The organism is Chitinophaga ginsengisoli, from assembly GCF_003014595.1.
GTDB classification, from domain to species: Bacteria; Bacteroidota; Bacteroidia; order Chitinophagales; family Chitinophagaceae; genus Chitinophaga; species Chitinophaga ginsengisoli.
Genome location: NZ_PYGK01000002.1, coordinates 48,480 through 69,464, shown reverse-complemented (window position 1 = coordinate 69,464; position 20,985 = coordinate 48,480). Strand labels below are relative to the sequence as shown.

Annotated in this window: 20 protein-coding genes; 10 read left to right on the top strand and 10 right to left on the bottom strand. The window is 46.3% G+C overall.

Annotation, left to right across the window (positions count from 1 at the left end):
- Positions 1-15 precede the first annotated feature (15 nt).
- Entirely contained in the window at positions 16-939 is a 924-nt protein-coding gene (locus CLV42_RS04820) for an SMP-30/gluconolactonase/LRE family protein (protein ID WP_106600771.1), read from the bottom strand.
- A 186-nt stretch (positions 940-1,125) separates the two neighbouring features.
- Here CLV42_RS04820 and CLV42_RS33830 point away from each other — a divergent pair, with 186 nt between their 5' ends.
- From CLV42_RS33830 to CLV42_RS04800, 4 genes are all read left to right on the top strand, one after another.
- Positions 1,126-1,287 carry a DUF6010 family protein gene (locus tag CLV42_RS33830; RefSeq protein ID WP_170117392.1) on the top strand — a complete coding sequence of 54 codons (162 nt, stop codon included), beginning with the start codon at positions 1,126-1,128 and terminating at the stop codon, positions 1,285-1,287.
- 70 nt (positions 1,288-1,357) lie between these two features.
- Entirely contained in the window at positions 1,358-1,885 is a 528-nt protein-coding gene (locus CLV42_RS04810) for a GNAT family N-acetyltransferase (protein WP_106600769.1), read from the top strand.
- 149 nt (positions 1,886-2,034) lie between these two features.
- Positions 2,035-4,047 carry a serine hydrolase gene (locus CLV42_RS04805; protein WP_106600768.1) on the top strand — a complete coding sequence of 671 codons (2,013 nt, stop codon included), beginning with the start codon at positions 2,035-2,037 and terminating at the stop codon, positions 4,045-4,047.
- Between the two features lie 56 nt (positions 4,048-4,103).
- The gene (locus CLV42_RS04800) at positions 4,104-4,949 is read left to right on the top strand and encodes a VOC family protein (protein WP_106600767.1); all 846 of its coding nucleotides are present in this window, start codon (positions 4,104-4,106) and stop codon (positions 4,947-4,949) included.
- Between the two features lie 107 nt (positions 4,950-5,056).
- Here the strand turns inward: CLV42_RS04800 and CLV42_RS04795 are convergent, their stop codons facing one another.
- From CLV42_RS04795 to CLV42_RS04790, 3 genes are all read right to left on the bottom strand, one after another.
- Positions 5,057-6,139 (bottom strand): DUF2652 domain-containing protein, encoded by a 1,083-nt coding sequence (locus CLV42_RS04795; protein ID WP_106600766.1) that lies wholly within the window; start codon positions 6,137-6,139, stop codon positions 5,057-5,059.
- Between the two features lie 158 nt (positions 6,140-6,297).
- Positions 6,298-6,426, bottom strand: coding sequence for a hypothetical protein (locus CLV42_RS34410; protein WP_262509986.1), 129 nt, complete (start codon positions 6,424-6,426; stop codon positions 6,298-6,300).
- A gap of 88 nt (positions 6,427-6,514) precedes the next feature.
- Complete coding sequence (locus CLV42_RS04790; RefSeq protein ID WP_106600765.1) at positions 6,515-6,961, bottom strand: YqgE/AlgH family protein; 447 nt, start codon at positions 6,959-6,961, stop codon at positions 6,515-6,517.
- Between the two features lie 91 nt (positions 6,962-7,052).
- On the opposite strand from CLV42_RS04790, the gene CLV42_RS33825 reads away from it, so the two are divergent.
- The 4 genes from CLV42_RS33825 (at position 7,053) to CLV42_RS04780 (ending at position 8,623) form a co-directional block, all read left to right on the top strand.
- A complete protein-coding gene (locus CLV42_RS33825; protein WP_170117395.1) occupies positions 7,053-7,217 on the top strand; it encodes a hypothetical protein in 165 nt (54 codons plus the stop codon).
- 74 nt (positions 7,218-7,291) lie between these two features.
- Positions 7,292-7,456, top strand: a complete 165-nt coding sequence (locus tag CLV42_RS33820) for a hypothetical protein (protein WP_170117394.1) — start codon at positions 7,292-7,294, stop codon at positions 7,454-7,456.
- Positions 7,457-7,577: 121 nt separating this feature from the next.
- Complete coding sequence (locus CLV42_RS04785) at positions 7,578-8,009, top strand: hypothetical protein (protein ID WP_146154310.1); 432 nt, start codon at positions 7,578-7,580, stop codon at positions 8,007-8,009.
- 233 nt (positions 8,010-8,242) lie between these two features.
- Positions 8,243-8,623, top strand: coding sequence for a GreA/GreB family elongation factor (locus CLV42_RS04780; protein WP_106600763.1), 381 nt, complete (start codon positions 8,243-8,245; stop codon positions 8,621-8,623).
- Positions 8,624-8,635: 12 nt separating this feature from the next.
- On the opposite strand, the gene CLV42_RS04775 is transcribed toward CLV42_RS04780, so the two are convergent.
- The 4 genes from CLV42_RS04775 to CLV42_RS04760 all read right to left on the bottom strand — a co-directional run bounded on the left by CLV42_RS04775 (position 8,636) and on the right by CLV42_RS04760 (position 14,926).
- Positions 8,636-10,009: an efflux transporter outer membrane subunit gene (locus tag CLV42_RS04775; RefSeq protein ID WP_106600762.1), complete on the bottom strand. Its 1,374-nt coding sequence runs from the start codon at positions 10,007-10,009 to the stop codon at positions 8,636-8,638.
- Entirely contained in the window at positions 10,006-13,119 is a 3,114-nt protein-coding gene (locus tag CLV42_RS04770; RefSeq protein ID WP_106600761.1) for an efflux RND transporter permease subunit, read from the bottom strand. The genes CLV42_RS04775 and CLV42_RS04770 overlap by 4 nt, the downstream gene beginning before the upstream one ends.
- 25 nt (positions 13,120-13,144) lie before the next feature.
- On the bottom strand, positions 13,145-14,299 hold the full coding sequence (locus CLV42_RS04765; RefSeq protein WP_106600760.1) for an efflux RND transporter periplasmic adaptor subunit: 1,155 nt from the start codon (positions 14,297-14,299) through the stop codon (positions 13,145-13,147).
- A 132-nt stretch (positions 14,300-14,431) separates the two neighbouring features.
- Positions 14,432-14,926 carry a hypothetical protein gene (locus CLV42_RS04760; protein WP_106600759.1) on the bottom strand — a complete coding sequence of 165 codons (495 nt, stop codon included), beginning with the start codon at positions 14,924-14,926 and terminating at the stop codon, positions 14,432-14,434.
- A gap of 239 nt (positions 14,927-15,165) precedes the next feature.
- Here CLV42_RS04760 and CLV42_RS04750 point away from each other — a divergent pair, with 239 nt between their 5' ends.
- Positions 15,166-16,095 (top strand): hypothetical protein, encoded by a 930-nt coding sequence (locus CLV42_RS04750; protein WP_106600757.1) that lies wholly within the window; start codon positions 15,166-15,168, stop codon positions 16,093-16,095.
- A gap of 5 nt (positions 16,096-16,100) precedes the next feature.
- On the opposite strand, the gene CLV42_RS04745 is transcribed toward CLV42_RS04750, so the two are convergent.
- Entirely contained in the window at positions 16,101-16,919 is an 819-nt protein-coding gene (locus CLV42_RS04745; protein WP_106600756.1) for an AraC family transcriptional regulator, read from the bottom strand.
- A 154-nt stretch (positions 16,920-17,073) separates the two neighbouring features.
- On the bottom strand, positions 17,074-18,090 hold the full coding sequence (locus CLV42_RS04740; RefSeq protein ID WP_106600755.1) for an SDR family NAD(P)-dependent oxidoreductase: 1,017 nt from the start codon (positions 18,088-18,090) through the stop codon (positions 17,074-17,076).
- Between the two features lie 564 nt (positions 18,091-18,654).
- Between CLV42_RS04740 and CLV42_RS04735 the strand changes: the two genes are divergently transcribed.
- Positions 18,655-20,982, top strand: coding sequence for a T9SS type A sorting domain-containing protein (locus CLV42_RS04735; protein WP_106600754.1), 2,328 nt, complete (start codon positions 18,655-18,657; stop codon positions 20,980-20,982).
- Positions 20,983-20,985 lie beyond the last annotated feature (3 nt).

The window sequence follows — 20,985 nt, the reverse complement described above, 5'->3', positions numbered from 1 at the left end:
TAGTCAGAAAATGTATTACTCAATGCCCCTGACCTTCATATCCAACATATAAACTGCCTCGGACGCAGTGATAAATAATTTGTTCCTGTTTTTACCTCCGAAGGTAAGATTGGCCGTCCAGCCTTCGGGGATAGGGATATGCGCTATCTGTACCCCTTTTTTGTTGAATACAGTGACACCTCTGCCAGTAAGGTATACATTTCCCTGGCTATCAGTCGTCATACCATCAGAACCCATGTTTACAAACAGTTGAGCATTGCTTAAAGAACCATCTTTCCTGATAGTATAACGATACGTTTTGCCACCCTGAAGGTCCGATACATACAGGTATTTACCATCCGCTGTGCCGGCAATACCGTTAGGGCGTTGCAGGGTATCTACAACAGGTATGACCTTTCTGCTGCCATGTAGCAGAACATATACTTTTTCTCCTGTTATTTCAGGCTTGGTTCTCGCCCACCAGCTGCGCTGATAGTAAGGGTCTGTGAAATAAACATCTCCGCGCGGAGATACCCAGAGATCATTTGGTCCATTCAGTTTTTTACCGTTGAGATCATTTATCAATACGGTTATCTTCTTATGAGAATCGATCTTCCAGAGCTGGTTCCGTTCATCTGCACAGGAATACAGGTTGCCTTTTTTGTCGAAATACATCCCGTTTGACCGGCCTGCACTATCCATAAAAACGGAGAGATGACCATCGGTGCTATATTTCCAGATCTTATTATTGGGCTGATCCGTAAAGTAAATATTGCCCTGCCTGTCAGCTGTCGGGCCTTCAGTAAATGAGAAGTTCCTGGAAATCAGTTGTGGCGTGGCGCCATCGGCTACTATACCGGTGTCGGCTACATGATACCCGTTCCCCGCGAAGGCTGAATTATTCGTTGCAAACAGGTGAAAAACAAATATAAAGGCAATAGTAGCGCTGACAGATTTCATAACGTTGTTTTTGACGACGTGAAAGATAAGAAAATATCTGTCCCGACACAAAGTATATGCGTATGTTAATAAAAGAAAACAGGATGGTAATTCGCTGTGATGATTGAAAAATCCTACAAGCTGCCTGCTACATCCTAACAGCTGCCCTGTGTAATGCAGAACTTTGTGACCCTAAATACATCAGACATGACAGGAGAATTTTCGGCCGTGGTAGCTATAGGTGCTACATGTATAGCGGCTATCTACATTACCATCTTTTCTTTCGTGAAAGAGCCGTACAGGCAGCAGATAAATGCGCTTATCATTGCCGGCGCAGGCGGCGTGTATTGGGGCAGTGGGAGGACCTGATATTGATGATAGTATTAACATTGGCGTAAGACGACTTGCATAATATTACCGGAAGTAGTATTTTAAAGGCATGCAAGAGACCCATGAAGTTTTTACAATCTCTCCCGTTACAGCAGCAGATATTCCTGCTGTAACACAGCTTATCAACAGCGCTTATAAAGGTGAAGCAGGCAGTAAAAGCTGGACCTCGGAAGGACACCTGGTAGAAGGGGAGCGGACCACCGAAGCTGCAATACTCGACATTATCAGCCTGCAAGGGACTACGATATTTAAATGTTGCGACAGTCAGTCAGTGATAGTCGGCAGTGTATTACTAGAGGAAAAGGAAGCTACATTATACCTGGGCATGTTGTCTGTGTTACCAGGTGCGCAGACCGTAGGTATTGGCAGGCGGTTAATACAATACAGCGAGGCTTTTGCAAAAGAACACCAGTATAACACTATTACCATCACTGTCATCGACAAGCGGAAGGAGTTGATCGACTGGTACCGGCGTAAGGGTTTTGTACCTACAGGGAACCAGGTGCCTTTTTCAAACAAATCCTCAGCCGCACGGTCCTCTTTTTCCCTGATAGAAATGAGGAAGACGCTTATATAATTTCTGACCATCCGGAAAATGCAACAAATTCTTGCCATCCGGAGGAAAATGTTATTGCACATGCAACCTTTTTATCGCTGAAGTGTCCTTAGATAGCAACCTCTATTTCGTTCAACGGAACAGGAACATCACTTTATAAATTGTTGGACATGTCAATACCATCTCTTAAAGCAGTGTGCGTTACTATATTATGCACTTATCTTTGTCTGCACTCAATGGCCCACAACGGGAGTGTAGCGTTTGCTTATCCGCTTAATAAGATCACTGTTGACGGCGATCTTTCCGATTGGCCGAAAGATGCGGCTAAGTACAAGATCGGCATGAATCTCTCAGACACGAAACCCAAGGACGACGCAGATTTCTCCGGATTCTTTCAACTGGGGTACCGGCTCGAAGACCAGTCATTATACCTGGCATTTACAATAAGAGACGATGATTTTGTAGAAGATACTTCCGAAAATGTAAGGTGGAATACCCAGGATGGCCTGCAGATAAGTATTGATGCCCGTCATCTGATGTCCGGTTCAGGGGTGGCCTCATTTATGTACAGCAAAAAACTCCGTAACATAAATAATGCCTTCTACGACCCATTCGCCAGCGCAGCCTCCTGGAAGATTGCGGAAGTAGCCATGACCCGGAAGGGAAATATGCGCTATTACGAGTGGCGTATCCGTTTGGGAAATGAATTGGCGCTTGATAAGTCGGTGGGCTTTGATCTAAATGTAATGGACAAAGACGAAGATGGGAGTTTTTCCTGGTCGGACTGGGGAAAGGGAGAGGCCAAATATATGAATGCAAACAGCCTGGGCGATATTTTCTTTTTGCCCAAAGACGCAAAATTGGCCACCGTTTCAGGCAAAGTCAGCTGGGACCAACACACCGCTGTGAAGTTACCTGGCCAGGTGCGTCTGAAATCTGTAGAGCATCCAAGACTCTGGACGGCGGCAGAAGTAGATAGCGCAGGCAATTATTCAATAGTTATTCCTGCGGGGAAATACGAGCTGTCATTTCCCAACCATTATTATCAATCCGACGACAAACTATACTCAGTTGCCGTTAAAACATCTCCAACGGTTGTAGCGAAAGCAGGACAGAAAGTGGTCGCTCCTGATATTGTGCTCCCGTTATCGCCTGTGCCCGACCTGATCCCCGACAAAGGTGTACTGTTTGATTTTACTGCAGACAATCCTGGCAAGGTAGATAGTTTTATTGAAGCCTACCGAGAGTACTATGGAATACCCGGTGTTTCGCTGGCACTGATCAAGGATGGTAAAGTGGTGTATCATAAAACATACGGGGTCACCAACACAATGACCGGTGAAAAGGTGAACGACAATACACTGTTTGAAGCAGCCTCCGTTACAAAACCTGTGTTTGCTTTGGCCGTTGAACGATTGGCGGAACGTGGGGTGATTGACCTCGACAAACCCTTATACCAATATCTTCCCTACAAAGACATAGAATACGATGATCGCTATAAGCTGATCACAGCAAGACATGTACTGACGCACCGTACTGGTTTCCCTAACTGGCGTGATGGTAAACTGATTATTAAGTTTACCCCCGGAACAGCTTTTGGCTATTCAGGAGAAGGCTTCGAATACCTCAAAATGGTGGTAGAAAAGATCACCGGTAAAAATGTAGAGCAGGTGTTACAGGAAGAGGTCATCCAGCCTGTCGGACTATACCATACGTTCTTCTCAAAGAATGATTCTTTGCAGCGGGTGGTGGCGTATGGTCACTTTGATGGACGACCCAGTAACAACGACCTGCCGGAAAAACCAGGCATGGCCTATTCCATGCATACGGAAGCGCTGATCTTCACGCGGTTTATGTTGTTCCTGTTAGAGCAGAAAGGGCTGAAACCGGAAACCTATAGTACCATTATGTCGAAGCAGTCAGAATATGACTTCACCGGATGGACACATAAACCGAAGGTTCCTACCTATATGGGTATGAGCCTCGAGATCAGGGAAACACCTTTTGGCAAAACGTTTGGTCATGGCGGTAACAACGGTGATTTTAAATGCCGGTTTGAAGTGTATAAGGACCTGAAAATGGGTTATGCCATCTTTACTAACTCGAATACTTCTGATGCATTACTGGAGAATTTTCACTCGTTCCTGATAGAGGGAAGGGATAAAGATATTGTCAAGCAATGAATTGAATTTCATTGTCATCGGGTAAATAGTTAAATTCGATAGCAAAATGATGCATCATGAACGCTTCATCGAACACCAATATCTTTCCTTGTATATGGTTTGACGGGAAGGCCAGAGAGGCATTTGATTTTTATGTGTCGGTTTTCCCCAATTCAAAAATTACAGATGAGAATCCAATAGTCGTCAAGGCACTGCTGGATGGTACTGAAATGATGGGACTGAATGGAGGGCCTATGTACACCCCCAATCCTGCGATCTCCTTTATGTGGGTTTCCAATGACAAGGTCGCTATCGCACAGATATGGGAGAAACTGACCAAAGACGGCAGAATATTCATGCAATTGGATAGTTATCCATGGAGTGCAAGTTATGGCTGGGTCGAAGATCGCTATGGTGTGAGCTGGCAATTGTACTATGGGGAGGACGACTGGAAATATAACAAACTTGTACCTACGCTGATGTTCGGCCAGGCCCAGCAAGGGCGATGCCAGCAGGCGCTTGATTTCTATGAAAGGACTTTCCCGGCGTACAGGAATGACGGTATTATGCGCTATGCGGAAGGGCCAATGACAGGGCAGGTCCAGCATACGCAATTCACGCTCAATGGACATTTGCTGATGGCCATGGATAGCGGCGTACCTCAGCATCTTACCTTTACGGAAGGTGTCTCCCTGGTGCTGGAATGTGACAACCAGGAAGCTATCGACTATTATTGGAATACCTTCACCCAAAGCGGGGAGGAGGGGCTGTGTGGCTGGTGCAAAGATCCTTTCGGCATTAGCTGGCAGGTAGTTCCGAAAAACATTGTACAGCTGCTGTTTGAATCTTCTAATCCTCAGAAAGCACAGGAAGCCCTGATGCAGATGGGAAAGATAGAAATAGCGAAGCTGCAGCAGGTGTAGCGCACCTTTTCATCATAACGTATTAAGTGGCCATCAAATGGCTTAAAATAAGCCTTTCCGGGGGCGGGGAATTCTTCTCCCTGCCTGCCGGTATCAGGTAGCTCCGACTAAAATTCCAGTGGTAATACCATCTCTTTTACGATAGGTTCCAGCCTTTCCAGCGACTCGCGAAGGTTCGCGTGCAATGCATTTTTCTCAAAGAGATTAAATAATAGCTGGCGCACCGGATTTTTAGGGATATAGATATCCAGTGTTAGACGGGATCGTCCGTCAGGTGCTTTTTCAATTGTATAATAGGTTGAGCTTTTCCGCTTTTCATCGGTTTCACTGAATAGTATCTTTTCTTCAGGATTATAAGAAAAGCTGCTGGTAAACATCATTATTTTCTGCCCGTTTTCCAGTATATGCTGGTGCCGGCTGCCTACACCCGGCAGAAAATGTTCCACTTCATTGATTTCTTTTAATCCTACCTGCCATTGGTGACGGAACTCAAAATGCACGGTGGTAAAACAGAGGGTTTTAATATCCACGTCATAGTCCTTAAACACAGAGAGCACTTTCACCTTGTCGGAAAGCTCCAGTTGCGGATCCGGCTCAGGCGGTAGTTCTTTCTTTAGCTGGCTTAGCTGGGTATAGTGAAAGGGTATTTCTCCTGTTTCAGTTTGTTTAGCGCTGGCATCCCATTTCATCCATGTTGCCAACCCGGCAGGAGGTGTGTCCTGCAGCAGATTATCCGTAACAAGCCAGTATTCGTGCTGGTCAATATCATTTTTCAGGAGCTGGTGCGCAACGATCACATCTTTACCTATTAGCTTGCTGAAATTCTTTACATTATACGTGGTGAATTCACCGTAATGGGTAATGACCTTCAGCGTAAGGCCTACAGCGGATACACAGGCCCTGCACTGGCATATTTTGCGATTATCATATGCATTCAGATGCCGGTGGAACTCACAGAACATTTTTTCCACCTGTTTATATAATGCTTCCAGGTCCAGTGGTGCTCCGAATTTATAGAACAGGATGGCGTCTCCTTCAATCTCTGAGATCTCAAGTCCCGTGTTATTGGCGTTGATCAGTACCTCCAATAACTGCTGTATGATATGCCGGCTATGATCGATCTCTATTTCGTTCACAAAACGGGTAAAGCCACTTATATCCGGAATAAAAAGCAGCCCTTTATTCTCCATGTGCTGTTTTTTTCTAAAGTTAATGAAAAAGTCGCGTAGCGGGTTTATTGACAGCTCCGGAGATATTTTGTTATTGGTCTTATTGCTGAATATGCAATGGAGGCACACCTGATAATCAGATATGCCTCGTTTTATCTCAGTACTACAAGGTGGTTCTCCTAAAGCTGTACGCGGTATGCGATGTATCCAACCACCTGACCATCTTTAGGTTTCGAAGGGTTGAAGTCATCTTTGGAACAGGCTGCAAATACGAAAGCAATGGAAAGAAGGAGGTAAAGATGTTTCATGATACAGCAGTGATATAGTTTAACAAGTGGACCTGTTGCTATAAAACGGCCATCGGGGTGCAAATGTTACAACTATAAGTGCTCATGATCAGAAAAGACTGACTGTCGTTTCTTTTACAGGTTCCCAGCTGCCCTCAGCTATCTCTGCTTCCAGTTCTTCGAAGTCCCAGCCGCAATAACCGATAAATATCCTGATATCCTTCTCTGTGATCGTGTTGTCATTAATATATTGCATGGCGGCTTTGAAATCCCCGCCCAGGTGGATCGTGTCTGTTATCGGGTCGCCTCCTTTTATCAGATCGGGTCGCTGATGTATAAAAAACAGGTGTTCCTGGTCTACCGGTCCGCCCTCATATAAGGGGAAGGGGGCACTGTCTTTGAATTCTACCAGTTCATTGATCCTCCGGGGAAAAAGCCTGTTCACCACAAAGCCCATAGCGCCTTTTTCGTTATGTTCAGTAATGAAAATAAGGGCCTGTTCAAAATAGGTGTCATCCTGGAGTGACGTGCTGCGTAGAAACATACCTGCCTTCATGCGCTTAAAGTTAGTATAATGGTGCCACAATTAACGTTTCATTAAATATTTGATGTTTTTATAACAGATTTTATTTAGTAAGTTTGACTAAATGATCCGGAAGAGCTCCCATATTAACACTACAGATGCTGTCAGGTATGTAATACCTGATATCAGCAACTGTTTTACCTGGTCCTTCCCGGAATTTATCCCCTTTTGTGTAGACCTGTACTACTTCTCCAACTTTAAAGACTTTAACAGGTTTGCCCAGGCCTGATTACTCCGATAGCCTGGGATAATTGTATTTCAACCTTATTTACTGTTAGTAATTACCGTGTAAAAGTTATTGCCATGTACAGGAAACAACGTGTTTCTCCTGGCAGAGCTGTCGCGCTATTGGCCGTATTAAGCGCCATTGCAATGGAGCGGGGCATGATCGCCAGTCCTAAATGGTATTTTATATTATGTATCACCACTCCGGTAATGTTGTTATATGGCTTTAGCCGGAACAAGTGATCGTACTGCGTTGTAAAAAATTATCATGTCATTGGCCGATGTGTTTATCCTGCTTTCAGCAGCAGCTTTTTTATGTTACGGGTTGCTGACAGCTATTCGAAACAGACAAAAACGTAGAAAGATGAAAAGATTGCTTGATTATTTCAGCAGGCTTGGATCAAAGTATGAGCTTACCTTCTCAAGCCAGGAGGTATTGAGGAATTGCATCATCGGGCTGGATGGTGTACAAAGAAAGTTATTGGTACTGAATGGTACCAATAGCGGGTCGCTTACGGAATATGTCATTGACCTGAACCAGGTAAGTAACTGTTCTGTGAAAAAGCAATATGGCCGTATTCATGTAAATGGTCTGAGGAAGAGAAAGCTGGAACATTATCTTGAAAGGATGACCTTACATTTCAGGTTCCTCCTGGAAAAACAACCTGCAGATATTCCCTTTTTCAAACAGGCAGAAAACAATATCAGTGAGCTACGCGCATTGGAAGATAAAGCCGAAAAATGGAAGGTGATCCTGTCTAAGATGTTGCCCGTCTCCCTGAAGAAAAGTGCCTGATAGGCAAAACGTCATCAACAAAACACAATAGGACTCCGTTAGGAGTTCCCTTGTTGTGCGCCCGGGGTTTCGTAACCCCGGGATAAATCATGGGGTTCGTAACCCCGGGGATAAACATGGCGTTGCCCGCGGGGCGCGAATATAACGGTGCAACCCCCGGGGGAGCGGAACGTGGGATTGCAATCCCCGTTCACACCCCGAATTATCAATTTTAAAAATCAAAACGTATTAAAATGGAAAAAGAACAGTTAGTAATAAAGAAAGAGGATTTTGATATCCTCACAACATACATCAGGAATGGAAACCCGCAGTCGTTTGACAAAGGGAATGTAATGGACCTGGCAACAGAATTAAGAAAAGCCAGGCTGGTAAGCAAGGAGAACTTTCCTGACACGGTAGTAGGACTTAATTCCACTGCGGTCGTCAAAGACATGGAAACGGAACGGATCCTTTCTATTACGATCGTTACACCCGATCAGGCAGATATCAGTCAGAATAAGATATCAGTACTGGCGCCCATCGGTACGGCCTTACTGGGTTTTCAGAAAGGTAAGGAAGTTCGCTGGCAGGTTCCGGCGGGAGAGAAGAAACTGATGATACTGGATGTTTTCTAAACAGGTGGCGACCTATCTCCAGCCGCCCCCCAATGCCCGGTATAGTGACACAATCGCCAGCAGTTGTTGTTCGCGGTCGCTGACCTTGTTGAGTCGTGCTATCAGCAGATTTTGCTGTGCAGTCAATACCTCGGTGTAGTTAGCGAAACCGTAGCGCACCAGTTCCTGGGTATATTCTACTGATTTTCTCAGGTTCTCCAGCTGCAGGTTCCTGTCTGTTGCCTTTTGTCCTGCCATCTGGTAGGAGTACATGGCATTGGACACATCTTCGCCGGCTGTCAGTACGGTGTTTTTAAAATTCAGGGCTGCCTGCTGCTGTTGTTCGCGTGCGGCGTGCAGCCTTGCTTTATTGATACCCTGGTTGAAAATGGGCTGTGTTAATCCCGCTGTCAGGTTACTGAGCCAGGAACCTGTTCCCCAGAAAGAACTTAAACTGGCATAGCCCGCAGAGGCACTCAGTGTCAGTGAAGGATAGAAATAACTACGCGCTACATTCGTTAGTTCAAAGTAGTATCGCAGGTTATATTCAGCTGCCTGCACATCTGGTCTGTTGGAGAGTAATTGTGCCGGTACGCCTGTCTGTAACAGTGTAATAGGAAGTTGACTGTCCAGTGTTGCCCGTTTGATAGGTCCCGGAACATTCCCCAATAAGAGGTTCAGCTGGTTCTCTGTTTCCCGGATGGAGCGTTGCAGATCAGGAATAGTGACAGATACCGCATATTTGCTTGCTTCACTCTGTACAACGGCAGCTCCTGTAACGGTATTGGCGGTTTTAAGTTCCTTCATGATATCAACTGTAGTCTGCCAGTTCTTCACGCTTTCCCTCGTGATGACTAGCTGCTGGTCCAACGCCAGTAAGGTATAGTAACTGGCAGCAATACCTGCCACAAGGGAAGTCTGTACGGCCCTGGCATTTGCGCCAGCCTGCAACATATTAGCAAGGCTGGCCTTTTTGGCGCTTTTTAGTTTTCCCCAGATGTCCGCTTCCCAACTGGTCGTCAACGTTGTCTGATACAAGCTGTTTGTGATGTTTTTCCCGATAGCCTGCGGATCAGATGATCCTGCATAGGCTACATTAGGATTGGCGCCAACGGAAGGGAAGAATTGCATTCTGCTTTGTTCATACGTTGCGGAGGCCTGCCGGATGCGGGAGTAGGCAGCCTGTAGGTCCAGATTTTGCTGAATGCCGGTGGTGATCAGTTCTTGCAGCAGTGTATCCGTAAAAATCTCTTTCCAGTGCAGGCTGGCGATATTGCTGGTATCTGTTTCATCAATATCCCTGTAAAGCCCTTTTACGGCAGTATTTTGTGGTTCATATTTCCTGCTTACAGAACAGGAGGTAATGACCAACGCAACTATAACAGTGATGATAATATGCCGTTTCATATAACTCGCTTTTTTCTCCTGAATTTTTCCTGTAAGGTCTGGAACAGGATAAACAGAACTGGTGTGATAAAGATCCCGAAGGTGGTACCGATCAGCATGCCCCCGATAGCCCCGGTGCCGATGGAGCGGTTACCATTTGCGCCTGCACCCGTAGCAAGCATCAGGGGAACCAGTCCCAGGATGAAGGCAAAAGAAGTCATCAGAATAGGCCTTAATCTGGCTGCTGCGCCTTTTACAGCTGCTTCGACGATATCCATGCCCGCCTTCCTCCTTTCAAGGGCATATTCCACTATCAGAATGGCATTTTTGGCCAGTAACCCGATCAGCATGATAAGGGTGATCTGTACATAGATATTATTGGCGATGCCAAATAGATTGATGAACATAAAAGTGCCTGCTATCCCGACAGGGATGGCTAGCAATATGGCAAAAGGCAGCAGGTAGCTTTCGTACTGGGCGCTCAGCAGGAGGAACACAAAAACAAGACACAGGAGGAATATAAACACCGTCTGACTGCCGCCCATCAGTTCCTCCCTGGTGATACCGGAATATTCGAAGCTATAGCCTTGCGGCAGGGCTTCTGCTGCCACTGCCTGTATCGCGCCGATGGCCTGCCCGGAACTGTAGGCCGGATTAGGAGTACCGTTCACGCTGATGGAGTTGAATAGATTAAAACGGGTGATAGACTGCGGCCCGTAGGTTTGCGTCAGCGTTACGAATTCAGTAATTGGCACCATCTGACCGTCCTGCGTGCGTACAAACACCGCATTCAGGCTTTCCGACGTCGTACGGAACTCAGGAGATGCCTGTACCATCACCCGGTATTGCTGTCCAAACTCATTAAAACTAGAAGCATAGATACCGCCATAGTACCCCTGCATAGCTCCTGTAATATCTGTGACATTCAGCCCCGCCTCCTTGACTTTCGGCACATTGATGGTCATCATGTATTGCGGAAAGTTGGGATTGAATGAGGTGGTGGCGAATTGTATCTCCGGACGATCATTCAGTGCAGAAAGGAAATCCTTACCTACTTTATAGAAACTGGCAATGCTGCCACCTGTCTTATCCTGCAGCTGGAAAGCAAATCCATTGGTAGCGCCGAACCCCTGGATAGTAGGAGGGGCGAAGAACTTGATCTCCGCTTCGGTAATATCTGCCGTCTTTGCAAACAGCTCTTTGATGATCGTTTGTACATTACGTTTTCGTTGAGACCATGGTATAAGCCGCATTACCACCAACGCGTAGTTGCTCCCGGTTCCCGATAGTTGTCCACGACCAGTCACCACGAGCACACTATTTACCTCAGGGATAGTGCGGGCAATTGATTCCACTTTCCGCGCTACGGCGTCCGTCCGGTCAAGCGAGGCATCAGGAGGCAGGGCAATATTACAGTTGATAGCACCCAGGTCCTCATTGGGTACAAATCCTGTAGGAGTACTCCTCGAAAGAAAGTACAAAACAGCAATAAAGACCGCCAACATGGAAAGAGGTATCCATACTTTTTTTGCCAGGAAGGCAACAGCGCGTCTGTACCGGGTAGTCATCAATTCGAATGATGTATTGAACGCTGTATAGAATCGTTGCAAAAGACTCTTTTTCTGCTGCTTTTCATGATGGGATCTGAGGAACAAGGCACATAAGGCCGGGCTTAGTGTCAGTGCATTGATAGCCGAGAGCACAATGGCAGTAGCCAGCGTAAGTCCGAATTGCTTGTAGAATATACCGGATGACCCTCCGATAAAACTGACAGGAATAAATACGGCAGACATCACCAGGGTAATGGAAATGATCGCTCCCGATATCTCACTGAGTGCATCCACACTAGCCTTCTCCGCCGATTCATAGCCTTCATCCAACTTGGCATGGACGGCTTCCACTACCACAATAGCATCGTCCACTACAATGCCTATCGCCAGTATAATGGCAAAAAGCGTCAGCAGGTTGATGGTAAACCCAAATAATTTCAGGAAGAAAAAAGTGCCGATAATGGCTACCGGAACAGAAATAGCAGGTATCAGCGTAGACCGGAAATCCTGCAGGAAGATAAAAACGACAATAAATACCAGTATGAAAGCCTCCGCCAGTGTATGTAGTACCTTGTCGATGGAGGCCATCAGGAAGTCATCCGCATTCTGTAACACAGCATACTTGAGACCAGGCGGAAAACTCTTTGACGCCTCCTGCAGGGCTTTCAGTGTTTGTTGTATCACCTGGTGCGCATTGGAACCTGCTACCTGTGCTACGTCTACAGATACACCGGCATGTCCGTTCACACGGCCAGGGTTGAAATAACTTAATGCGCCCAGTTCTACACGCGCGATATCTTTTAATCGGAGAATGCGGCCTCTCAGGTTGGAACGTATCACGATATCCCCAAATTGTGAAGGATCTGTCAATGTACCCGGATAGACGATCACATATTGGAAAGATTGTTTTCCCCGTTCACCAAACTGTCCAGGCGCCGCCTGAATGTTCTGATCGGCCAGGGCCGCTGTGATGTCTGCAGGCACCAGCCCATAAGACGCCATTGCTTCGGTGTTCAGCCAGATACGCATGGAATAGTCCATCGTACTGGGGGAGGAAGCATCGCCTACTCCCTGTATACGCTTGATAACAGGCAACACATTAATAGACGCGTAGTTCTGTATGAAAGTCTGGTCAAAGGCCGGATTATCGCTGTACAATGCGAAAATCAGTAGGGTACTGGTCTGCTTCTTCTGCACTGTAACACCCGCACGGGTCACCTCCTGCGGTAACAATGGCGTAGCTCGTGATACTGCATTCTGTACATTCACGGCTGCCATATTAGGATCGCTCCCGATCTTGAAACTCACCGTGATATTGGCGCTACCGTCGTTGCCGGCTGTGGAGGTGATGTAGTCCATATTTTCCACGCCATTGATCTGTTGCTCCAAAGGAACGATCACGCTCTTCATCACCACATCTGCATTCGCCCCGTTGTAGGATGCCTGTACCTGTACCGTCGGTGGCGCAATATCAGGATACTGTGATATCGGTAATGATACCAATCCGAGCACGCCAAGCGTCACGATAATAATGGATATCACCGTAGATAATACCGGCCGTTCTATAAATCGCTTTAACATATCATCATTTTAGCAGACAGTCTTGTTACAAGGCAGTTATTATGTCAGTTGCGTTGATTAGTTTGGGCTTAATGACCAGGCCTTCCCGTAAACTTGATATGCCATCCGCAACGATTTTATCTCCCGGCCTGATCCCCTTTGTAATAATAAATGCCTGTCCGGCAGACGCAGAAGAGGCAACCTCTACAGAACTAACCTTATTACCTTCTCCCAGCACATACACAAATAATTTCCCCTGTATCTGGTAAGTGGCCTTCTGAGGAACCAGCAAGGCAGTATCTATGTTTTCGGGAATGCGTACCAGGGCGCTGCTGCCACTGCGTACCAGGCCTCCCGGATTGGGAAAGGTAGCTCTCATATTCAATGCACCGGTCTGTGTATTAATAAGACCACTCGCCGTTTCTACCTTTCCTTTGTCGGGAAGCAGTGTTCCGTTTGCAAGCACTAATGTTACAGGAGGAAGCGTTGCCAGCTTTTCCTGCATGGTTGCCCCTTTGGATGCAGCAAAGAAATCCAGCCCCTGTTTCTCGTTGATGGAAAAGTATGCATAGATCTTGCTGATATTGGATACGGTTGTTAAAGGGTTCGGTGTTGTACTGCTGATAAGACTCCCTATCTTATAAGGTAGTATGCCGATCACGCCATCGGCGGGACTGTAGATACTGGTATAACTAAAGTTTGTCCGGGCATTGCTTAACGCTGCCCTGGCCTGCGTGAGTGCTGCCTGTTTGGATTGCAGTGTATATTGCGCTGCTTCCTCTGCATATTTGCTGACGATGTCTTTATCCACCAGCGGCTTTACCTTATTCAGTTCCATCTGTGCAGCATTTACATCCGCACGGGCTATTTCAATATTTGCCTCTGCTGTTTTTACTGCCTGTTCATATTGCGGCGCATTGATGCGGAATAGCAATTGCCCTTTCTTTACTGTGGCGCCTTCATCTACATAAATATCTTCCACATAGCCATCAATCTTCGGACGGATTTCGATGTTCTGAATACCCTGAATAGTGGCAGGATAATCATTGTCTATCTCTGCCTGCTGATAGGCTATTTCCAGCACCGGGTACGTCTTCACATCATTCTTTGCAGGATTGCTTTTCTTAGTGCCGCAGGCACCTAGTAGTACAAGCGCAAAGCCTGTCAAAAGTCGTATGGCTGTTTGTTTACTGATACACATATATAATTGAAATGATGAAGTCCATGACAATTTGATAATGATTCCATGTAATGTGGGGATAGCTTCCGTTTACGAAGAGCAAAACTATCAGCGGAATCTGTAATAATCCTGTAGGTTGTTGTAATCAGTATGTTAAAACTGCTGATTGCTGAACGCTTCTTTATCCGGCACCTTTATGACGACAAACGGATTGTTTGTTGCATGATGACAGGTATTACAGGTGTTCGTCATTAGCAGAAAGTGTTTTTTGAATAACTCTTTTTTTTGACCGTTAATCGCTTCCTTTACACTATCTATCTCCGGATAGATCATCTGCAGGGCTATTGCTTCAGGAGATCCCTTATGAAATTTCTCTATTCGTTTAAATCCCCCGGATAACAGATGCAGTTCATAATCTGCCAATACCCAGTTCTCATCACTGCCTGCAATCCATAGTTTCAGATGATGCGGCTGAATGATATTATTCATGATCTCTCCTGTTCCCGGTACATAGGCTGCATTCACCTTTTCCTGCAAACTATCTATACGGGCCTGTAATGCCTGTTTGTCTTTCCCGCCCGGGTGGCATGCGGCCAGCAGTACAAATGGCATCGCGGCCAATGCCGTATTCAGTAATAATCTACTCATAAAAGCTCCCTTAGATAATGACTCATGGCCCGAAACTAGCTGGCCTGAGAGGAAATACCCAGTGGTTTTCGCCGGAGAGGCAGGATCGATCGGTGAACAAGTGCTGGAAGAGGTCCCAAAAGGCTGGGAAAGTAGTTGATCTGCGGAAAGATCAGACGTGTTTTATAGCGTTGCAACAGATAAAAAAAACAGGAAATAATAGTCTAATTTTTTAATTTGTGTTCGTTGTATAATCTCTTATGCCTGAAAAACAAGCTATCCGTTTCTTTCACGGCGATGCCGTAAAGAAAGAGTTCCCCGACCACCATGAATGGTTTGTGCCCGAACTGATCAAACATCTCAACAGCTTATTGGCTGCCATTAATGACCCTGTCTGCAGGATCGTGCTGAAGAATAATAATGAGCATCTGCTGGAAATGGAGATCTCAGACGGACCGATACGCCATACGGAAAGCATTCTATATGATAACTATATAGACCGACTGGACAACTTTATTGTCGATGTCATCAAAACAGTCAATGCTCACCTGATCCATCGTTTCAATGGATATGGCATCGTGCCGCTCCGTAGTGCTGCCGCTCCGAATGAATCATTCATTATATCCAACTTATACCTTGCATATGCCAGTCGCCGGGAATTGTTGCATGGTATACAGGGGTATTCACTGCTGGGAGATGTCGATAATTATCTGTTCCTCTTTCCGGAAGAAGCGAAAGAGATACCGCAGATCCCTGTACGCCTGACGCTGGAAGAACTGAACCTGCAGTACCAGTCGGACCTGTATGATGGCAGGCATTACCTACCGGTGTATGCAGATAAGGAAGCCCCGCAATGGCTGCGTGAGGAACTGGAGAAGGTGTTGAACATCAATCCGGGGAATACAATTCAATTAGATATCAATTCACCGGCTGATCCTGTATCCAACAGGATGAAGGTCGTCTTTAATTCTGGCCGGTTCCAGACAGTGGAGCACCTGGACAAATGGAACTTCTATGAGCTGGGAATGATGTTTAACAAGCTGCTAAAAGACCGGGAAGAGAAATATTGTCTCTTAAGGCCGGATGATGATAACTTTATCTATGCTTACTGTGACAAAACACAGTTTGAGCTGTTCAAGAAATACGACTACGTAGAAGTACACTACCTGCACATCTTTGATGAGGGTTGATGTGATCACCTTTTTTCAAGCAGCGCGTTAGGTGAATATCCAAAATGGCTCTTAAAAGCATACGAAAAATGTGAAAGGTTTTCGAACCCAACCTCCACATATACATCAATAGGCTTTCGTTGTTGTTCGGCGATCTGGTAATGCGCCAGTTCCAGCCGCTTTTCTGTCAGCCATTTCTGTGGAGTGGTATTGTAGGCCTTTTTGAAATCCCTTCGGAAGGTCGCCACACTACGGCCGGTGAGATAGCCAAACCTGTCCAGCGTCATGTTGAACATATAATGCCGTTCCATGAAATCAGTGAGGTTGATCTTACCCGGCTCTTCGAAGTTAGCCAGCAACCCATCTACATCTTTATCGATTGATCTGAGAATGCTGATGGCTTCCTCAATTTTAATGGAGGCGATATCTGGAGGTAGTTTATCGCCCAGATCGAAATAGGGGATGAGTGAGGCAAGACAGCTTTCCAGCAGCGGATGTTTCGTAAAGCGATAGACCTTCTGTAGTGGTTGTACCCTGCTACTATTAACTGCCTTATGCCTGGTGTAGAAATCCTCCAGACGCTCTTTGGTAAGATGCATCGCCACGGCTTTATGCGGCATGCCATCCTTGGGGTAATTGATGACAGTAGCCAGCTGGTTACGCGGGATCAGAAAGGTATCGCCGGCATTGAAGGTATAAGTGGCATCTGCCTGGATGATTTTGGTTTCACCGGAGATGAACCAGACCAGCATGTGATGTTCAAACATGACCTCCACTCTGAAGGACTTGCCGGTGAATTCCGATAGTTTGATATCAGGAGTTATATATTTAGTTTCAAATTCCATGGTTGTAAAATGATAAATCTACAAAAATAAAACATGCCGGACGTATTGTCCGGCGTGTTTCGGATTTCCGGCGCAGTTCGTATTCCCGGTTGTATCTCAGGCGACAAACAAGGCGGCTACGCCATGGGCGGGCCGGTTGTCGCGAATGATCGCGTCAGTTTGCAGGAAATGAAATACCTGTCATCTCTTCGCTCAGCGTCCATAATCTTTGTGCATTGGCGGCATCCACCGCATATGGTTTTACACCACGTAGTGAAGAAGGATCGTCATAATTGTGTTCAATATTCCCTTCATCGAGTTGCGCAATATCCGCATCCTCACAATACACACCACCAATACCATTTAACTGCGGACTGGTAGCGCACCATACAGAAGTGGCCGCACCCTGTGCAACAGTTTTAAGTTTAGCCGCTACTTCAGGATAGATGTCGCCATTCGCATCATGTGTTCCCATTTGCTGGAATAAGGCCATAGGTGCAACACGTCCCAGGTCGGTACCCAACACCGAGCCGGGATGCAGGGAAAAGGCACGTACACCGTAGGCTTTACCGCGATGGTCCAGTTCTACAGAGAAGAGATTATTAGCTGTTTTGGATTGTCCGTAACCCTGTAAGGTCTCATACTCCCGATTGATGAAATTTGGGTCTTCAAAGTTGAAGGGCGCCATCTGGTGCCCGAAGGAAGATACATTCACTACACGGGCGCCGTTGGCTTTCTTTAAGGCTGGCCATAACTTTGCTGTTAGCTGAAAGTGCCCCAGGTGATTGGTAGCCAGCTGCGATTCATAACCACGTTCATCACGTTGCAGCGGCACCCACATAATGCCCGCATTATTGATAAGGATATCGAGCTGCGCATGGGTAGAAAGGAATGCATCTGCAAAAGCATCGATAGAGGCAGGGTTCATCAGATCCATACTTGCTACTGTTATATTAGGGACACCTTTCAGATTGTTAGCTGCCTTCTGTACATCTCTTGCCGGCACGATCACTTTAGCGCCTGCTGCCACCAGGGTCTTTACTGTTTCCAGTCCTATACCTGCATAACCACCAGTAACAATCACTGTTTTACCCTGAAGGTCAATTCCTTTTATTACATCCTGTGTAGTGGAGGTAGCGTTGAATCCTGAATGGAGGGGCTGTTGTAATGCGCCGCTATAGTTGTCTTTCATTTTTAAGAATTTTATGAGACAAAGCTAAAGACAACAACGGGAAACGACTTTGTTTAAAACGTCAAACTACTTTGTTTAATGCGTCAATTTATCAGGGAGAAATAGCGGTGGGTTCAGCGGGTATATTTAACCTGGAACAATTCTGCCAGGAAATCGTGGGGCTGTTACTGTTGATAATAATCGCTTAATATTGGCATACCATTATATAGTGTCCTTTTGACACCATATGGATAAAATACTATTCAAAGAAGTTAAAATATGGAGGTCTCGGTATTGAGGACTATACTATTTTTACAGCGTGCAATAGTCTAGTGTACTGAGCATCAAGAACCATATTATTTAAACTCAAAAGAACCATTCACGGTATAGGAAAATGATACAACCCAGCTATGGCGTTCTATTCTGCTATAGTTTATTTTTATTCCGAAGACTAATACGAGAACCTATGAAGCAGCGACTTGAAAAGCCCGCTGCAGGGATTACTGTGACTTGAAAAACCCGTCGATGGTGAAATGAACGACTATCAGGCTATCCTTTTTTTATCACCATTTAAAAGAAACACACATGCTGAAATTTACAAGAGCATCGCTCCTGTTGTTGTTTGGCAGTATTGTCGCGCACGCACAAACGAATATTGCGCCACAAGCCAGCTCCTCAACTTCTTATGTTTCCTCCTGGGAAACAATCACGGCGTTAAATGACAATTATACGCCGGCCAACTCAAACGACAAAACCCATGGCGCCTATGGCAACTGGGATAATCCGAATTCCATCCAATGGGTGCAGTATGACTGGTCACAGACTTACGCTGTTACCTCCGCACAGGTGTACTGGTTTGATGATGCGGGTGGTGTACTGACACCTACTACTGCTTATCTTGAATATTGGAACGGCTCCGCATGGACACAGCTGGCCAATGTTCCTTTACAGAAAAATGCATTCAACACCGTATCATTCGCATCAGTGAATGTAACCCGGCTGCGGCTGTCTATGCGTAACACTTCGCAGTCAACAGGGATACTGGAATGGCAGGTATACGGTACGGCTGTAACAACTCCTCCTCCAACTGGTGGCGACAGCAGCAACTATACCTGGCCTAAATACTCGCCTACCATCAGTTATGACTTCAGGACTGAATATCCTAATCTGGCTGAACCTCAACAGGTATTGAATGACTGTCCGCAGGTGGCAGGTACACAGTCATCCGGCTGGTGGACATTCCGCTGGGGACCAAAGAAACGCTCTAACATTACTTCAGCAGCTATCACACCCATGCTGGCACGCCTGAACAGCGAGTTCAAATACTTCCGCGATACAATGGGCTGGCCTGCTGATCTGAGAGCGAGAAGTGGTTATAAGAGTGCTGTATATCTGTACGGTTCGGGTCTTTGCACTGACCAGGCAGATAGCACAGAGCTTGGCGGATGGCAGAGCGCCATTTCTTACAACGGAAAGAGCTGGCCGATGATCCTGGCTTCTTATTATCCGGTATATGCTTTTGATCCTAAATTTACCGGCAGCGATGGCGAATACCAGAGAAGTGCGATGGTACATGAGGGTATTCACGCAACACTGGCTGACCTGCCTGGCGTAAAGAACTCTGCATGGTTCCATGAAGGTGGTAACGTGTGGTTCCAGCAAACAGCTGATGCACGCAGGTCCAATAACTACAGCTCCATGGGCTTCCTGAATGGTACGGATTTCATCGCACCGTTTATGCCGATCGAATGTTATTCAGGCTGGCTGCAGGATGGTAGCTTCGGCGGACCGTCAGCAGAAGGCGTGAACATGTTTAACAGTGCAGGCCAACAGCTTTGTACATGGCGCAGATTCCTGGGCGGACACCAGTACAGCTCTTCATTCCCTACTTTCCTGGGTAATACCCTGGGCGACAACGCTGTTCCATGGATCTGGAGATATGCCTCTTCGAGGGTACTGGAAGGTATCGCAAGCGGCATCGGTGCTGCCCAGATGCGCAGGCTGATTACAGAATACAGGGCTAAACAGGCGATGGCTGATTTTGGTAAATGGAAGAGAGCTGTTGTGCAATTACTCAATGATAACTTCGGTAGCGCTATCGGTGCTGAGTGGCAGCCTTCCTGGTTGAATCCTGCTCCGTGGACTGCCACTCCTTATGCGAAAACGACCAATACCAACGGTGTACTGAGACCAGATACCACTACACTGCCAGGTTGGTCTGGCGCTAACCAGATCCCTTTAACAGTGACCGGCAATACCGTTACGGTTAACTTCCAGCCAATTGGTGCAAATATGACCTGTCAGCTGGCTTACTGGACTGCCAATGGTACGCCTGTATACAGCCAGTATGTTTCCAGCGGTAACGTTACGCTGAAACTTGCTGCTGCTCCTGCTAACAATGTAGTGATCGCTATCATTACAAACACCGATTATATCTATTCAGGAGAAGCTACCAGGAAAGCAAAGTATGACTACCGTCTGCAGCTCGTTACCGGTGTTACCGGCGCTGCCAGCGTGAACACAAAATGGTATACTGCTGCCCTGCTTTCAAGTGCAAGAACCAGCGAAGCTTTTGCTGAGACTAAATCTGGTATTGACTGGTCTTTATACTGTAACCAGCCATTCAACGGACAGGCAAGACCTGAGGAATACAAACTTGTGTACGCTCATCCTGAGTTTCAGGTATTTCCTAATCCGGCTCCAGCCAGCAACGGTGTGCAGATCCGTTTCTCAAATGCTAAAATGGAAAGAAGTATTATCACTGTCTATAGCCTGACAGGTGAACTGCTGCTGCAGAAAGTAACTACAGGTAATAATTATACAGTAGAACCTAAAGCGCTTAAACCAGGCGTATACCTGGTGAAGATCGCGAATACAGCGCTCAACTCCACACAAAAGCTCGTGGTGCTTTAAGTG

Bases quoted from the DNA above. Each gene is read 5' to 3' on its own strand.
- CLV42_RS04820 (WP_106600771.1), bottom strand. From the start codon at position 939: ATGAAATCTGTCAGCGCTACTATTGCCTTTATATTTGTTTTTCACCTG.
- CLV42_RS33830 (WP_170117392.1), top strand. From the start codon at position 1,126: ATGACAGGAGAATTTTCGGCCGTGGTAGCTATAGGTGCTACATGTATA.
- CLV42_RS04810 (WP_106600769.1), top strand. From the start codon at position 1,358: ATGCAAGAGACCCATGAAGTTTTTACAATCTCTCCCGTTACAGCAGCA.
- CLV42_RS04805 (WP_106600768.1), top strand. From the start codon at position 2,035: ATGTCAATACCATCTCTTAAAGCAGTGTGCGTTACTATATTATGCACT.
- CLV42_RS04800 (WP_106600767.1), top strand. From the start codon at position 4,104: ATGAACGCTTCATCGAACACCAATATCTTTCCTTGTATATGGTTTGAC.
- CLV42_RS04795 (WP_106600766.1), bottom strand. From the start codon at position 6,139: ATGGAGAATAAAGGGCTGCTTTTTATTCCGGATATAAGTGGCTTTACC.
- CLV42_RS34410 (WP_262509986.1), bottom strand. From the start codon at position 6,426: ATGAAACATCTTTACCTCCTTCTTTCCATTGCTTTCGTATTTGCAGCC.
- CLV42_RS04790 (WP_106600765.1), bottom strand. From the start codon at position 6,961: ATGAAGGCAGGTATGTTTCTACGCAGCACGTCACTCCAGGATGACACC.
- CLV42_RS33825 (WP_170117395.1), top strand. From the start codon at position 7,053: ATGATCCGGAAGAGCTCCCATATTAACACTACAGATGCTGTCAGGTAT.
- CLV42_RS33820 (WP_170117394.1), top strand. From the start codon at position 7,292: ATGTACAGGAAACAACGTGTTTCTCCTGGCAGAGCTGTCGCGCTATTG.
- CLV42_RS04785 (WP_146154310.1), top strand. From the start codon at position 7,578: ATGAAAAGATTGCTTGATTATTTCAGCAGGCTTGGATCAAAGTATGAG.
- CLV42_RS04780 (WP_106600763.1), top strand. From the start codon at position 8,243: ATGGAAAAAGAACAGTTAGTAATAAAGAAAGAGGATTTTGATATCCTC.
- CLV42_RS04775 (WP_106600762.1), bottom strand. From the start codon at position 10,009: ATGAAACGGCATATTATCATCACTGTTATAGTTGCGTTGGTCATTACC.
- CLV42_RS04770 (WP_106600761.1), bottom strand. From the start codon at position 13,119: ATGTTAAAGCGATTTATAGAACGGCCGGTATTATCTACGGTGATATCC.
- CLV42_RS04765 (WP_106600760.1), bottom strand. From the start codon at position 14,299: ATGTGTATCAGTAAACAAACAGCCATACGACTTTTGACAGGCTTTGCG.
- CLV42_RS04760 (WP_106600759.1), bottom strand. From the start codon at position 14,926: ATGAGTAGATTATTACTGAATACGGCATTGGCCGCGATGCCATTTGTA.
- CLV42_RS04750 (WP_106600757.1), top strand. From the start codon at position 15,166: ATGCCTGAAAAACAAGCTATCCGTTTCTTTCACGGCGATGCCGTAAAG.
- CLV42_RS04745 (WP_106600756.1), bottom strand. From the start codon at position 16,919: ATGGAATTTGAAACTAAATATATAACTCCTGATATCAAACTATCGGAA.
- CLV42_RS04740 (WP_106600755.1), bottom strand. From the start codon at position 18,090: ATGAAAGACAACTATAGCGGCGCATTACAACAGCCCCTCCATTCAGGA.
- CLV42_RS04735 (WP_106600754.1), top strand. From the start codon at position 18,655: ATGCTGAAATTTACAAGAGCATCGCTCCTGTTGTTGTTTGGCAGTATT.